The organism is Pauljensenia sp. 27098_8_83, assembly GCF_041432695.1.
Classification (GTDB): domain Bacteria; phylum Actinomycetota; class Actinomycetes; order Actinomycetales; family Actinomycetaceae; genus Pauljensenia.
Genome location: NZ_JAPWAD010000003.1, coordinates 38,428 through 52,514, shown reverse-complemented (window position 1 = coordinate 52,514; position 14,087 = coordinate 38,428). Strand labels below are relative to the sequence as shown.

The following is a 14,087-nucleotide window of genomic DNA, read 5'->3' as shown; positions in this document are numbered from 1 at the left end:
GCCCGGGCGCCCCGGCCTCGTCGCGGCCGGGTCACGCCGTGAGATGAACGACCGCTTGACGCGGGGCGTCCGTCGGCCTCGCGCGGGCCTCGGACAGTAGAATCGACGCATGGCTGATTCCTTCGTGCACCTTCACAATCACTCCGAGTACTCGATGCTCGACGGAGCTGCGAAGACGAAAGCGATGGCCCAGGAGGCTGCGCGCCTCGGACAGCCGGCGATCGGCCTGACGGATCATGGCTACCTGTTCGGTGCCTTCGATTTCTACACGAACTGCACGAACGCCGGCGTGAAGCCGATCATCGGCCTGGAGGCCTACGTCACGCCGGGAACCTCGCGTTTTGATCGCCAGAAGGTTTTGTGGGGTGAGCCGTGGCAGCGCGCCGACGACGTGAGCGCGGGCGGCTCTTACAATCACCTGACCCTCGTCGCCTACAACACGACGGGCATGCATAACCTGTTCCGCCTGGGGTCCTACGCCTCGACGGACGGCCAGTTCGGTAAGTGGCCGCGCGCGGACAAGGAGCTGCTCAATCAGTTCCACGAGGGCCTCATCGTGTTCACGGGCTGCCCCTCGGGTGCCGTGCAGACGCGCCTGCGCCTGGGGCAGTGGGACGAGGCCGTGGCTGAGGCGGCGGAGCTGCGCGATATTTTCGGGGCGGAGAACTTCTACGTCGAGGTCATGGACCATGGCATCGACATCGAGCGGCGCACTCACCAGCAGGTCCTCGAGATCGCCAAGCTCATGAACGCGCCCCTGGTGGCCACCAACGACGCGCACTACGTCAAGCGCGACGACCGCAAGATCCAGGACGCGCTCCTGTGCATCAACTCCGGTTCGCGCATCAACGATCCTGATCGCTTTAAGTTCGACGGCGACGGCTACTACATCCGTCCCTCGGACGAGATGCGTTCCCTGTGGAGTGAGCTGCCGGGTGCCTGCGACTCGACCCTCGAGATCGCCGAGCGCTGCGACGTGCATTTCACGACCACGAAGGAGGGCGCGAACTACATGCCCGACTTCCCGGTCCCCGAGGGGGAGGATAAGACCTCGTGGTTCATCAAGGAGGTCGAACGAGGCCTGCGTGATCGCTTCCCGAACGGCATTCCTGACGCCGTGCGCAAGCAGGCCCAGTACGAGGAAGACGTCATTATTTCGATGGGCTTCCCCGGCTACTTCCTGACCGTCGCCGACTACATCAACTGGGCGAAGTCGCAGGGCATCCGCGTGGGGCCCGGTCGTGGATCGGGTGCCGGATCGATGGTCGCCTACGCCATGAAGATCACCGAGCTGAACCCCCTCGATCACGGCCTGATTTTCGAGCGATTCCTCAACCCCGAGCGAATCTCCATGCCTGACTTCGACGTCGACTTCGACGAACGTAGGCGCGACGAGGTCATCGCCTACGTCAAGCGCAAGTACGGCGAGGACCGCATTAGCCAGGTCGTCACCTACGGCACGATTAAGACCAAGCAGGCCCTGAAGGACTCCGCGCGCATTCTGGGCAAGGACTTCAAAGTCGGCGAGCAGCTCACCAAGGCTCTGCCCCCGGCGATCATGGGCAAGGACATCACGGTCCACGGCATCTTCGACGAGAAGGACAAGCGCTACGCCGAGGCCTCGGAGTTCCGTAAGTTCTACGAGGAGAATCCCGACACGCACGAGGTCGTCCAGTACGCGCTCGGCTTGGAGGGGCTGACGCGCCAGTGGGGCGTGCACGCGTGTGCGGTCATCATGAGCTCCCACACGCTCACCGACATCATCCCGATCATGAAGCGCCCGCAGGACGGCGCGATCATCACGCAGTTCGACTACCCGACGTGCGAGACGCTGGGCCTGCTCAAGATGGACTTCCTGGGCCTGCGTAACCTCACGGTTGTGTCGGATGCGCTTGAAAACATCGCGCTCAACGGCAAGCCGGACCCGGACCTCGATCACCTGGCCTTCGACGATAAGAAGACGTATGAGCTGCTGGGACGAGGCGAGACCCTCGGCGTCTTCCAGCTCGATGGTGGTGGCATGCGCGACCTCCTCAAGCTCATGAAGCCCGACAACTTCGAAGACATCTCCGCCGTCGGCGCCCTGTACCGTCCGGGCCCGATGGGTGCGAACTCGCACACCAACTACGCGCTGCGTAAGAACGGGCGTCAGGAGATTACGCCCATCCACCCGGAGCTGGAAGAACCGCTCAAGGACATCCTGGGCACGACCTTCGGTCTGATCGTGTATCAGGAGCAGGTCATGCAGATCGCGCAGAAGCTGGCCGGTTACTCGCTGGGCCAGGCAGACATTCTGCGTAAGGCCATGGGTAAGAAGAAGAAGGAGGTCCTGGACCAGCAGTTCAAGGGCTTCCGCCAGGGCATGATCGATAACGGCTACTCCGAAGAGTCGATTAAGGCCCTGTGGGACGTCGTCGTTCCCTTCTCCGCGTACGCCTTCAACAAGGCGCACTCGGCGGCCTATGGCCTCGTCTCCTACTGGACGGCGTTCCTGAAGGCGAACTACCCGACGGAGTACATGGCGGCCCTGTTGACCTCGACGAAGGACAACAAGGATCGTCGTGCGCTCTACCTGGCGGAATGCCGCCACATGGACATCACGGTCCTGCCCCCGGACGTGAATGCGTCGATGGGTAACTTTGCGCCTGACGGTGAGGCGATCCGCTTTGGCCTGAACGCCATCCAGAACGTGGGTGGCCCGGTCGTCGATGCGATCGTGGAGACTCGTGCGGAAAAGGGACGTTTCTCCTCGTTCCAGGATTTCCTGGACAAGGTGCCCCAGGTGGTGTGCAACAAGCGTACGATCCAGTCCCTCATTCGTGCGGGCGCGTTCGACTCGATGGGTCACACGCGTCGGGCTCTCCTCGCGCGCTGCGACGAGGCCGTGGATGCGATCATCGATGTGAAGCGCAACGAGGCGATCGGGCAGTTCGACCTCTTCGGTGCGCTCGGGGAGGACGAGGACACGGGCTCGGGCCTGACGATCGACATCCCGGACCTGCCCGAGTTCGACCGCAAGACGAAGCTGGCGGCCGAGCGTGAGATGCTGGGCCTGTACGTTTCGGACCACCCGCTGCGCGGTGTGGAGGCGGCGCTGGCTCGCCACCAGGATTACGAGATTGCTCAGGTCGTCGGCTCCGATGGGGCGATGGCGGATCGCATCGTGAAGATCGCGGGCCTCGTGTCCGGTGTGACGACGAAGGTGACGAAGCAGGGTAACGCGTGGGCGATTGCGACGATCGAGGACCTGTCGGGTTCGGTGGACGTGCTCTTCTTCCCGCGTTCCTACGAGTCGATTCAGACCTACCTCGCCCAGGACATCATCGTCCAGATCGAGGGCAAGGTGAACGTGCGTGAGGAGGGCATGACCATCTATGGCCAGTCGATGACCCTCCTGGATCTGTCGGGTGGGGCGGACCTGCCGCTCGACCTGCGCCTGCCCGCCGCGCGGTGTACACCCGAGCTCCTCACCGATCTGCGTGGCGTTCTCGAGTCCTACCCGGGTGGTTCCCCGGTGCGCCTGCACCTGACGGAACCGGGGCGCACGACAATTGTCGAGCTGGATCCGAAGCTGCGCGTCGAGCAAACGAGCGCCTTCTTCAGCCACATCAAGGCCGTCGTCGGCGCGGGCGGGGTCGTGACCTCGTCCTGACATGATGCGAGCCGGGCCCCGATGGGACTCGGCTCGCGCCGCTTGCTGCGGCGGTTAGGAGGCGGACCCGACGACCGCGGCTGCCCGGCCCCAGGGGGCGTCGACCTCGACGAGATCACCGACGCTCAGGTGGTGGCCGCGGCGCGTCTCTACCTCGCCGTTGACGGTCACGTCGCCGGCCTGAATGAGTTCGCGGGCTTGGGCACCGTCCTCGGCGAGGGAGGCGAGCTTGACGAATTGGCCGAGCTTGATCTCCCCGCGCACGGGGATCGTCGGGGTGGTCATCGTGAGGTCCTTTCGCTGAGGGGAGAGCGCATCACGCGCGCGCTCGTGGATCAACAGTATCCTTGGAGAGAGATACACAGTGTTAGGAGGAGCGGTGAGCGCTCACAACGACGATATCGATGCTGAGTTCCAGTCGCTGGTTGCATCGCTGGGTGCATCGCCCGATGCGGGCGATTCCCTGCCGCCCCTCGACCCGGACGATACGCCCGTCGACGAGTCTTTGCACCTGGATGGCGGCCGTCTCTCGGTTGCCCTCGTGCTCGCCCCGATTTCCTATCCGGAGGCGCTGCATTCGCTGCTCGCACTGTCGGGCGTGCGCGAGTCGATCGTACGTCTCAAGCCGTGGACTGCCGTCTGGCTGCGTGTTGAGACGACTCCGACTGATGAGGAGGAGCTCGATGCGCTGCTCACCGGCCAGCGCCCGATGCCCGACGCTGTGGACCGAGTCGCCCGTGCGGTGTCGAACCTGTCGAAGTATGGGGCAGTTGCCCTCATGAGCTGGCTCGTGGAGGGGGACGGCGTGGAGCCCGGGGTCTCGGGTCGTATTTCCGCCCAGCGCTACGTGAGCGGAGAACCGGAGGAGACGATTCCCGCCGGCCTTCTGCTCGGTGCCATGCCCGCGGCGACGGAGGATCTGCTCCTGGGGCGCACGACTCCGGCCGACTACAAGGATTCCGTGGCCGCCGATGGCAGCTGCCAGGGTGGCGGCCCCTTCGGCTGGTTCCGACGCAAGCAATCATGACGGTTCTTCAGCTGCTGCCCGCGATCGACGTGACGGGCGGGCAGGCCGTGCGTCTGTCCTCGGGGTCAGTCGATGCAGGGTCCTGGGGGAGCCCGATCGATGTCGCCCACTCCTTTCACGAGGCCGGGGCCCGCTGGGTGCATCTTGTGGACCTCGATCTGGCCTTTGGTCGCGGTGAGAACTCTGAGCTGCTCGCGCGAGTCATCCATGAGGTTCCTGTGCGCGTCGAACTGTCGGGAGGCATCACGAACAGGGGTGCCATCGAGGCTGGTTTAGCGATGGGACCCGAGCGCGTCAATATCGCGACGCAGGCGCTCGGAAACATTGACGCCGTGTGCGAAGCGATCGACACCTACGGCGAGCGCGTTGCCGTCTGCCTGGACGTGCGCGGCGATCGCCTGGCCGCGCGCGGAGGGGGCGGCGAGGGCGGAAACGTCTGGGAGGCGCTGCGCATCCTCAACGAGGCGGGGGTTGTCCGCCTGGTCGTCACCGACGTGACGCGAGATGGCCAGATGAACGGCTCGAACAGGGACCTGTTGGCCCGGGTTGCGGACCGCACTCCCGCCCGCATCATCGCCTCCGGTGGGGTGAACTCCCTGGCCGACATCGAAGCGTTGCGCAGTCTTGGTATCGAGGGCGCGATTGTCGGAAAGGCACTCTATCAGGGCGCATTCACTCTGGCAGACGCCTTGGACGTCGCCGGATACGAGGAGCAGTCATGACCCCCACGCCGCCTTCGCTCACGGAGGAGCAGAAGAATCGATTGGCGCAGCGCCTGTCGATGATGAGCCACGACCGCGCGGACGCAGGGCAGGGGCTTCCCCGTACCACCCGGGCGCTCGCGTTGGGCCGGGGGAACGACGCGGGAGCAGCTCAGCTTGAGGCGCTCGCTGACGCGCTCGTTTTTGAACGCGTCATCGTGCCTATTGATGTTGAACCCGACCCGCGCGTGACGGGTATCCACGCCGGAGAAAACGGGCACAACCCGATTGACTTCGTGCGCGCGCAAACCCCCGCGGGGGAGGCGCTCGCCATCTATTCGTCGGCCGAGGCCCTGTCTGCCCACCGACCGGGGGACCGTCCGATGGCCCTGGACTTCCGCACGATTGGGCTGACCGCCCTCGTCGAGACCGGTGGACGCATCGTCGTCAACCCGGGCACTGACGCCGTGCTGCTGCCCCGCCCCGCCGTCGCTGCCCTCGCGCAGGGGGACGAGTGGCTACCGGCGTGGCGCGATGAACCCCTGCGTGAGCTTCTGCTCGCCGAGGCCAGCGCCGCATGCCGTGCCATCGTCGACCTGGGCATCGTCTACGCGGGTGATGGACTGACGCGCGTCGTCGTGTCCGTCGACCGCGCGCGATTCGCGCGGGGGGAGGAGGCCTCGTCGATGAAAGCTGAGCTGTCGGCGGCCCTGAACGCTGTGGGGACGAACCCGCGCCTCATTGCCTCGGCGGACCGAGTGGAGATCGCTCCCGTCCTGCGCTGAGCATTCTCGGCGAGTGCCCACCGACGCGTGAGGCGCGCAATGATCGCTGATCTGGCACTCTCTCGCCATTTCTGGTAGAGTAACCACGACCGTCTGGGCGAAAGCCCGGAACGCAAGCGGAGAAATCCCACCTGGATACCCGCCTCTCATCTGAGAGGATGCCGCCCATCAGGGTGCCGCGCAGGGGATCGGGTTCGGCGGTCAGCACCCGTGCGTGTTGACCCTATGGAAGCCTCCGTGCGCGTCGCGTAACGGAGGCTTTTCGTTTCGCGCATAAGGATTCTGTGGAAGGAGCCGCTCATCAGCGAGACTCGCATCAATGAGCGTATTCGAGTCCCCGAGGTTCGCCTCGTGGGACCCGGAGGTGAACAGGTCGGCGTCGTTCGAGTTGAGGACGCGCTGCGTCTGGCCGAAGAGGCCGGACTTGACCTGGTTGAGGTTGCGCCGAACGCTAAGCCGCCCGTCGCAAAGCTCATGGATTACGGCAAGTACAAGTACGAAGCCGCCCAGAAGGCCCGCGATGCTCGCCGTAATCAGGCGAACACGCAGCTGAAGGAAATCCGCTTCCGACTGAAGATCGACGATCATGACTTCGGCGTCAAGAAGGGCCACGTGGAGCGCTTCCTGTCCGCCGGCGACAAGGTCAAGGTCATGATTATGTTCCGCGGTCGAGAGCAGTCTCGCCCCGAGGCTGGCGTTCGCCTCCTGCAGCGCCTCGCCGAGGAAATCGGTGAGCTTGCCACCGTCGAGTCGATGCCCCGTCAGGACGGGCGCAACATGACGATGGTGCTGGCACCCACCAAGCGCAAGGCTGACGCCCTGAACGAGCAGCGCAAGCGCCGCGAGGCCGAGCGCGCTGAGCGCCGGGGCAAGCGCGCGGAGCGCGCCAGCAAGGACCAGGCCCGAGTGGCAGCCGACAAGGCTGACGAACAGGACTGACGGCGATACCCATCGCCTCACAACGAAGGAATAGAAATGCCGAAGAACAAGACTCATTCCGGTGCTAAGAAGCGCTTCCGCACGACCGGCTCGGGCAAGATCATGCGCGAGCAGGCCGGCGCCCGTCACCTGCTGGAGCACAAGTCCAGCCGCAAGACCCGTCGTCTGGCGACCGACCAGGTCCTGGAGACCGCTGACGTCAAGCGCGTCAAGCGTCTGCTGGGCAAGTGAGCTCGAGTTAGAGGAGAACAGTAGAAAATGGCACGTGTTAAGCGTTCTGTCAACGCCAAGAAGAAGCGTCGTACCGTACTCGAGCAGGCCTCCGGCTACCGCGGCCAGCGCTCGCGCATGTACCGTAAGGCCAAGGAGCAGGTCACTCACTCTTTCGTCTACTCCTACCGCGACCGCAAGGCCAAGAAGGGTGACTTCCGTCGTCTGTGGATCCAGCGCATCAACGCTGCGTCCCGCGCCCAGGGCCTGACCTACAACCGCCTCATCCAGGGCCTGAACCTGGCCGGCGTTGAGGTCGACCGTCGCATGCTGGCCGAGCTGGCCGTGAACGACATCAACGCGTTCAACGCCCTGGTGAAGGTCGCCAAGGACGCACTGCCCGCCGACATCAACGCCCCCAAGGCCTGATAGGTGAGCTCTCATCCCGAGCGCCTGACCGTTCTCGATAATCCCCGCGCCGATCGCGTGCGCAGGGTGTCGGGTCTGGTCGGGCGCTCGGCGCGTTCGCGCGCGGGCCTGATGCTCGTTGAGGGGCCTCAGGCCGTGCGCGAACTTGTCACGCATCGCGGCGAGTGCGTGCGTGACGTGTATGTGCGGCAGGACGTGTGGGAGACCCACGCGGACGTCGTGGACGCCGCGCGGCGCGTGACGCGCTGGGTTCACCCGGTCACTCCTGAGGTATCGGCTGCGCTCTCGGGGGATTCCCAGGGAATCTGTGCGGTTGCTTCGTTGGATGCCCTCTCGCGAGAGCTGCCTGAACCGCGCGTGGGCGAGACGATCGTCGTGCTCGCCCAGGGACGCGATCCCGGTAACGTCGGTACGATCATTCGCACGGCGGACGCGTTCGGCGCTGTTGGTGTCGTGGCCGTCGCGGGAACGGTGGACGCCGCGAGTCCGAAGGTCGTGCGCTCGAGTGCCGGTTCCGTTTTCCACATTCCCGTGTGCATGGTCCCGACCTTTGCCGAAGCCCGCGCCCTCATTCACGGCCGTAGCGCTGCTCTCCTGGGCACCAGCGGCGGTGCGGGTTCACTGAGCTTGTCTGACCTCCTCGTGCAAGGGGTATCCGCTCGCTCCCGCCTGTCTCAGTCCCACGCCTGGGTGTTTGGGAACGAGGCGCGAGGCCTGTCGGGGGACGAGATGCGCCTGTGCGACGCGCTCGTGTCGATTCCGATGACGGGGGACGCGGAGTCCTTGAACGTGGCCAGCGCGGCAGCGACGTGCCTCTTCGCCTCGCAGACCGTGCGAGGCCTGGAAAGGTAAGTTGCCCTCGCGGCGCAGCGAGGCGCACGCGACTAGGCTGTCTTTCATGAAGTTAGGTGACCTGTCCGAGGCCCAGTTGGTGTCCCATTTCCGCGAGTCTTTCCCGCGTGGCGAGCGCACGATCATTGGCATCGGCGACGACTGCGCCGAGGTCGCAGCTCCCGAAGGCTCGTTTATCGTGACGACGGATGTCATGGTGGAGGACCAGCATTTTCACCTCTCGTGGTCAACCGGCTACGAGGTCGGTGCCCGCGTTGCCGCCCAGAATCTCGCGGATATTGATGCGATGGGCGGACGGCCCTCAGCTCTGGTCGCATCGGTGGTGGCTCCCCGGAACATGGACGCTGACGTATTCCTGGACGTCGTACGAGGCCTGGGGGACCGCGCGCGTCAGGCCGACGCGGGCGTCGTCGGTGGAGACCTGAGCGCGGGGGAGAAGCTCGTTATTTCGATTACGGCCTTCGGCTATTGTCCGGGGCCGGTGGTGCGACGCGATGGCGCGCGCCCCGGAGATGTCGTGGCGGTGAGCGGTACTCTCGGCTATTCCTACGCCGGCCTCGATCTCTTGGAGGGTGGACACGTCGATCCGTCGGCTCGAGGCGTTGAGCAGCTCGGTGACCTGGCTCCCTTTGTTGAGACCTACCGCGCGCCATCCCCTCCGCTCGGATCAGGCGTGGCTGCCGCCGCTGCGGGCGCGCGGGCCATGATGGATCTGTCAGATGGGCCGGCAGCGGACGCCACGCGCATTGCCAAGGCCTCGGGAGTCGTCATTGAGTTTGATCGGCCCGCGATCGAGGAGGAGGCCTGGCACCTGCAGGCACCGGCTCTGATCTGCCGAGCAGATCCGGTGAGGTGGGTGCTCCAGGGAGGCGAGGAGCACGGCATGCTCGCCGTATTCCCGCAGGACGCGCGGCTACCGGAGGGATTCCGAGTGCTCGGCCGAGCCCGCGCATGTGAGTCGGGTGAGGAACCCTGCGCAATGTTCGATGGAGAGGTCCTGCGCGGGGCGTGGGACCATTTCCAGACGGATTCCGTAGACTAGTGTGATGTGGGCCGCTGAGCGTGGGGCCGCTGGATGGCGGCGTGCTCAGCGCAGGAATCTGAGAGGAAGAGCGTAAGGATGAAGCGAACGACCGAAGGCCACGAGGCATCGTCCCGACCGATGTCGCGCGTGGCGCGTAAACTCGCGGAGTCGTCGGAGGAGATTCCGGCGACCGCCGGACTGTCCCTGCCCGCGCTGCGCGGTGATGCTTGCGTGCCGCCGACGAAGGCGCTGCCCGTCGTTGAGATGGAAACTGATAGCGACGACTGACACAGGGTCCTATACACCCGGTGCCCGTCCGTGTCTGCCCACGGGCACCCCTTATCCGTAGTGTGATCGCTCTTTGACTGTGGGCATCTGTGGCGTGATACTGAGCACGCCTAAATGGCCGATTGTCCGGACACACGGGGTGTGCTGCTGGCTCGGTCGTGGATTGTCAATGGGTGTGAGGAGCACATGATGGGCACAGAGAAAAATGAACCGATGGACGCGCCGATTCCGGTTCCGCAGGCGGGTCCCGCGGGGGCGAGCCCGGCGGTTGCTGGCAACGGTGGGGTGGCTTTCACGCCGATGTCTGCGGCGAGTAAGAAGCGCGTGAAGCTGATTGGGATCGTGGTCGGTGTCCTCGCTGTGCTGGTGATCGCTGGCGTGATTGGGGTCAAGGTGGCCAATAGTTCGCGCACGCCCGAGGCACAGGTGCGTCAGTATCTGGATCTGTTGGCGGCAGGTAATGCCAGCGCCGCAACTGCGATGGTCGACCCGGGCGTAGCCAACGACGAGCGCGTATTTTTGACGGATTCGGTGATGTCGTCGGCTCAGTCGCTGCTGGTTGTTGAAGACATCAGCGTTGGTGAGGGCGATAACGACGGTAAGAAAAGCGAGTCTGATACGCGTACGGTGACCGCGACCATGCAGGTCAACGGTGAGCGTTTCGTTCACGAGTTTACGGTGACGAAGACGAAGCCCACGATGGGTGTCTTGGACAACTGGCAGGTCAAGGATGCTCTGGTATCCAAGGTGAGCGTCGACGCCCGAGGATACAACCAGTTCACCGTCGGCGACGTGAGCGCCGACGCCCATCGGACGGGCCAGGACGGCGACGATGCGACTTTCCTCTTCTACCCGGGCGTGTACACGTTCACACCGGTCGCACCGAGCGAGTATGCCGAATCCAACCCGGAAACCGTGTCGATCCTCGGTGATTCGTGGAGTGGAGACGGTACCTCCGTCTCGATGACAGCCACCTACAACACGAAGCTCACGGCGGCGGCGCTCGATGCTGGCAAGGAGGTCGTCGACTCGTGCGCGTCCATCCCGGGCAACCAGAACTCCGTGTGTCCCTTCGCCATTCAGAGCGATGCGGTCACCGCGGTCTCCGGTGCCATGCCGAAGGCCCTCGGGCCGGTGTCGCCGGATCAGCCAACGTTCTTCCGTGCTGCTGTCACCTTCACGGCGACGTACTCGAACAAGTACTACATGGAGGGTACTCGCGACGTCGAAGCCAAGATAGAGATCATCGCGCAGCTGGATGACAACGACGTGCTCATTCTGGATAAAGACGGGAAGCCCGACTTCTCGGTAGGTTTTACGCGCTAACGTGCACACCTCGTGAGCTTCCTGCGCCGTGCCCGTCCGTGTCTGCGGACGGGCACGGTTTATCCGCAGTGTGATCGCTCTTTGACTATGGGCATCTGTGGCGTGATACTGAGCACGCCTAAATGGCCGATTGTCCGGACACACGGGGTGTGCTGCTGGCTCGGTCGTGGATTGTCAATGGGTGTGAGGAGCACATGATGGGCACTGAGAAGAACGAGTCGATGGACGCGCCGATTCCGGCTCCGCCGGCGGGGGCGAGCTCGGCGGCCTCTGGCAACGGTGGGGTGGCTTTCACGCCGATGTCTGCGGCGAGTAAGAAGCGCGTGAAGCTGATGGGGATCGTGGTCGGCGTCCTCCTCGTGGTGGTGATCGCTGGCGTGATTGGGGTCAAGGTTGCCAATAGTTCACGCACCCCCGAGGCCGAGGTGCGTCAGTATCTGGATCTGCTCGCTGCGGGCAATGCCAGCGCCGCAACTGCGATGGTCGATCCGGGCGTTCCGAACGATCAGAGAACCTTCCTCACTGACGGCGTCATGGCCTCGGCCCAGTCTCGCTTGGTCGTCGAAGATGTCGTTGCCGATAAGAACGATGAATCGAGCACGCGCTCGGTGACCGCGACTATGCAGGTCAACGGTGAGCGTTTCACGCACCAGTTCACTGTGACGAAAGCGAAGCCCACGATGGCGGTTCTGGACAACTGGAGGGTCAAGGATGCTCTGGTGTCCGAGGTGAGTGTCGACGCTCAAGGATACGCCCAATTTACGGTCGGCGACGTGAGCGCCGATGCCCCTAAGAAGCAACTCATGGGGGAAGGGACAACGTTCTTCTTCTATCCGGGCGTGTACACGTTTACGCCGGTCGCGCCGAGCGAATACGTCGATGCCACTCCCGAGACCGTTGCCGTACTCGATGTCGCCCATCGCGGCAATACCGACGGCGATGCGAGCGACGTGTCCCTGGTGGCTACTTATAACAATAATCTGAAGGATGCGGCGCTCGAGGCTGGCAAGGAGGTCATTGACTCGTGCGCGTCCATCCCGGGCAACCAGAACTCCGTGTGTCCCTTAGCGATTCAGAGCGATGCGCTCACCGCGGTTTCGGTGAAAACGATGCCCACATCCATGGAGCCGCTGAAGACAGACCCGGGAGCTTTCCAGGGGCACGTCACCTTCACGGCAACGTACTCGAACAAGTACTACATGGAGGGAACGCGCGACGTGGATACCGCGCTGGTTCTCGATGTGCAGTTCGACAGCAACGGGCTCCTGAAACTCGATCAGGACGGCAAGCCTGACTTTAGGGTGTCCTTCGCCCTCTGATAGTTGGCCGTCACACGCTATCCGTGTGGTGCTTGTCTGCTGGTGTGGACGGGCACCACACGTCTGTTATCCGATGCCGACTGGGACTCGGTGTCTGGTGCGATGAGCGCGTGTCCTTGAGGTGCCATGACGCTATGGGATATTGTCGAGTTCGTATCCGTTGATCCCTGCGTTATATCCCAGACGCGCAGATCGGCGACGCCAGCACAGTGAGGAGAAGCGATGGAACCGCATGCTAGCGATGTGAGGCAGGGGATGAGCGTCCCACCTGCCGCTCCTGAACGTAATCCGCAGGTACCCCCACCCCCGGGCCCCTCGTCCAACCTGACCCCTCCCCATGCCCCCGCCAACCCTCAGTACATGGCCGTTCAGGCGCCCGTCGTGCCCCAGACGGGCGTGACCTTTACCCCGATGTCCACCAAGAGTCGCCGCCGCATGAAGGGCATCGTGATCGGCGTTGTGGCACTCGTCGTCCTCGTGGTTGTCGGAACCGTCGCCCTGGCGATCGTGAACTGGACGCGCACTCCCGAGGCACAGGTCCGCCAGTATCTCGAGCTGCTCGCCGAGGGTAAGGCGAGCGCAGCAACTGCCATGGTTGATCCCGGTCTGCCCAATGACCAGCGTGGTTTCCTCTCTGACCAGGTCATGGCCTCGGCGAGCGCCCGCATCGAGGTCGAGGATGTGACTGTCGATGATGCGGAGCACGCGAAGGAACGTGTCGTGACGGCGACGATGCGTCTCGATGGCGAGCGCTTTACCCGTTCCTTCCGCGTGAGCCAGGCGAAGAAGACGTTTGGCTTGCTGAAGAACTGGAAGATCCAGGATGCGATGGTTGCCCGCGTCGATGTGGAGGCGGACAATGTCACGGCCTTCTCGATCGGCGGAGAAAAGCTCTCGATTGCGACGCTCAAGGAGGGATCCAGCAGCTCTCTCGTGCTCTACCCCGGCGTCTATACCTTCACCCCGGAGGAGACGGGGGACTACATTGATGCGGCACCCAAGACTCTGTCCGTCAAGGCTGCGACCGGGTACGACTCCTCGACATACGGTGGCACGGTTGAGCTGACGGGCACGTATAACGACAAGATGGCCGCCGCCGCGCTCGAGGCTGCGGCTGCGCTGACGAACTCGTGTGCGACTGTTCCGGGCAATATCGATACAGCATGCCCGGTGCCTGTTCAGTCTCGGACCCTCGCTCTCTTGCAGGTTAAGGCGATGCCCACAACGATGAAGGCGACGACGGACGAGGGCGGCGAGTACACCGGCGAGGCAACGTTTACGATCCAGGGCATAGAAAGCGGGGACAAGCAGCGTGATGTCACGTCCCGGGTGACTGCCACGGTGAAGACCGACAAGAATGGCAAGCTTGAATTGGATGCGTCGGGTAAGCCCCAGTTCGAGGTGCGATTCGGCTACTGAGGCCCGTATTCACGCCATGTGTGCACCGGGTATGCGGACTCGGCGAAAGAAGTTCGCATACCCGGTGTCGTAGCGGCGGTTGCGCGCTATGATGGGTTTTTGGTAACCCTGTCACA

The 14,087-nt window shown here is 64.0% G+C and carries 14 protein-coding genes; 13 read left to right on the top strand and 1 reads right to left on the bottom strand.

Annotation, left to right across the window (positions count from 1 at the left end; genetic code table 11):
- Window positions 1–109 precede the first annotated feature (109 nt).
- Window positions 110–3,652, top strand: a complete 3,543-nt coding sequence (dnaE, locus tag O3656_RS02215; protein WP_500062422.1) for a DNA polymerase III subunit alpha — start codon at window positions 110–112, stop codon at window positions 3,650–3,652.
- Between the two features lie 54 nt (window positions 3,653–3,706).
- Here the strand turns inward: dnaE and O3656_RS02210 are convergent, their stop codons facing one another.
- Window positions 3,707–3,937, bottom strand: a complete 231-nt coding sequence (locus O3656_RS02210) for an RNA-binding S4 domain-containing protein (protein ID WP_500062421.1) — start codon at window positions 3,935–3,937, stop codon at window positions 3,707–3,709.
- Between the two features lie 94 nt (window positions 3,938–4,031).
- On the opposite strand from O3656_RS02210, the gene O3656_RS02205 reads away from it, so the two are divergent.
- The 12 genes from O3656_RS02205 (at window position 4,032) to O3656_RS02150 (ending at window position 13,971) form a co-directional block, all read left to right on the top strand.
- Entirely contained in the window at window positions 4,032–4,679 is a 648-nt protein-coding gene (locus O3656_RS02205) for a hypothetical protein (RefSeq protein WP_500062420.1), read from the top strand.
- A complete protein-coding gene (locus O3656_RS02200; protein WP_500062419.1) occupies window positions 4,676–5,401 on the top strand; it encodes a HisA/HisF-related TIM barrel protein in 726 nt (241 codons plus the stop codon). Before O3656_RS02205 ends, O3656_RS02200 begins: the two co-directional genes overlap by 4 nt.
- Window positions 5,398–6,165, top strand: coding sequence for an SseB family protein (locus O3656_RS02195; RefSeq protein WP_500062418.1), 768 nt, complete (start codon window positions 5,398–5,400; stop codon window positions 6,163–6,165). Before O3656_RS02200 ends, O3656_RS02195 begins: the two co-directional genes overlap by 4 nt.
- A 273-nt stretch (window positions 6,166–6,438) precedes the next feature.
- Window positions 6,439–7,104, top strand: a complete 666-nt coding sequence (gene infC / locus O3656_RS02190; RefSeq protein WP_500062494.1) for a translation initiation factor IF-3 — start codon at window positions 6,439–6,441, stop codon at window positions 7,102–7,104.
- Between the two features lie 36 nt (window positions 7,105–7,140).
- A complete protein-coding gene (gene rpmI, locus O3656_RS02185; RefSeq protein ID WP_005871559.1) occupies window positions 7,141–7,335 on the top strand; it encodes a 50S ribosomal protein L35 in 195 nt (64 codons plus the stop codon).
- 27 nt (window positions 7,336–7,362) lie between these two features.
- The gene (rplT, locus tag O3656_RS02180) at window positions 7,363–7,743 is read left to right on the top strand and encodes a 50S ribosomal protein L20 (protein ID WP_007587751.1); all 381 of its coding nucleotides are present in this window, start codon (window positions 7,363–7,365) and stop codon (window positions 7,741–7,743) included.
- A 3-nt stretch (window positions 7,744–7,746) separates the two neighbouring features.
- Window positions 7,747–8,595: a TrmH family RNA methyltransferase gene (locus tag O3656_RS02175; RefSeq protein ID WP_500062417.1), complete on the top strand. Its 849-nt coding sequence runs from the start codon at window positions 7,747–7,749 to the stop codon at window positions 8,593–8,595.
- A gap of 46 nt (window positions 8,596–8,641) precedes the next feature.
- Window positions 8,642–9,637 carry a thiamine-phosphate kinase gene (gene thiL, locus O3656_RS02170; RefSeq protein WP_500062416.1) on the top strand — a complete coding sequence of 332 codons (996 nt, stop codon included), beginning with the start codon at window positions 8,642–8,644 and terminating at the stop codon, window positions 9,635–9,637.
- 78 nt (window positions 9,638–9,715) lie between these two features.
- Complete coding sequence (locus O3656_RS02165) at window positions 9,716–9,907, top strand: hypothetical protein (RefSeq protein WP_500062415.1); 192 nt, start codon at window positions 9,716–9,718, stop codon at window positions 9,905–9,907.
- Window positions 9,908–10,120: 213 nt separating this feature from the next.
- Window positions 10,121–11,233: a zinc ribbon domain-containing protein gene (locus O3656_RS02160; protein WP_500062414.1), complete on the top strand. Its 1,113-nt coding sequence runs from the start codon at window positions 10,121–10,123 to the stop codon at window positions 11,231–11,233.
- A gap of 197 nt (window positions 11,234–11,430) precedes the next feature.
- Window positions 11,431–12,552, top strand: coding sequence for a hypothetical protein (locus O3656_RS02155; protein WP_500062493.1), 1,122 nt, complete (start codon window positions 11,431–11,433; stop codon window positions 12,550–12,552).
- A 255-nt stretch (window positions 12,553–12,807) separates the two neighbouring features.
- A complete protein-coding gene (locus O3656_RS02150) occupies window positions 12,808–13,971 on the top strand; it encodes a hypothetical protein (protein ID WP_500062413.1) in 1,164 nt (387 codons plus the stop codon).
- Window positions 13,972–14,087: the final 116 nt, after the last annotated feature.

Coding starts and splice junctions, on each gene's coding strand:
- O3656_RS02150 (WP_500062413.1), top strand. CDS start 12,808: ATGAGCGTCCCACCTGCCGCTCCTGAACGTAATCCGCAGGTACCCCCA.
- thiL (WP_500062416.1), top strand. CDS start 8,642: ATGAAGTTAGGTGACCTGTCCGAGGCCCAGTTGGTGTCCCATTTCCGC.
- rpmI (WP_005871559.1), top strand. CDS start 7,141: ATGCCGAAGAACAAGACTCATTCCGGTGCTAAGAAGCGCTTCCGCACG.
- rplT (WP_007587751.1), top strand. CDS start 7,363: ATGGCACGTGTTAAGCGTTCTGTCAACGCCAAGAAGAAGCGTCGTACC.
- O3656_RS02160 (WP_500062414.1), top strand. CDS start 10,121: ATGGACGCGCCGATTCCGGTTCCGCAGGCGGGTCCCGCGGGGGCGAGC.
- O3656_RS02155 (WP_500062493.1), top strand. CDS start 11,431: ATGGGCACTGAGAAGAACGAGTCGATGGACGCGCCGATTCCGGCTCCG.
- O3656_RS02195 (WP_500062418.1), top strand. CDS start 5,398: ATGACCCCCACGCCGCCTTCGCTCACGGAGGAGCAGAAGAATCGATTG.
- O3656_RS02200 (WP_500062419.1), top strand. CDS start 4,676: ATGACGGTTCTTCAGCTGCTGCCCGCGATCGACGTGACGGGCGGGCAG.
- O3656_RS02165 (WP_500062415.1), top strand. CDS start 9,716: ATGAAGCGAACGACCGAAGGCCACGAGGCATCGTCCCGACCGATGTCG.
- O3656_RS02210 (WP_500062421.1), bottom strand. CDS start 3,937: ATGACCACCCCGACGATCCCCGTGCGCGGGGAGATCAAGCTCGGCCAA.
- dnaE (WP_500062422.1), top strand. CDS start 110: ATGGCTGATTCCTTCGTGCACCTTCACAATCACTCCGAGTACTCGATG.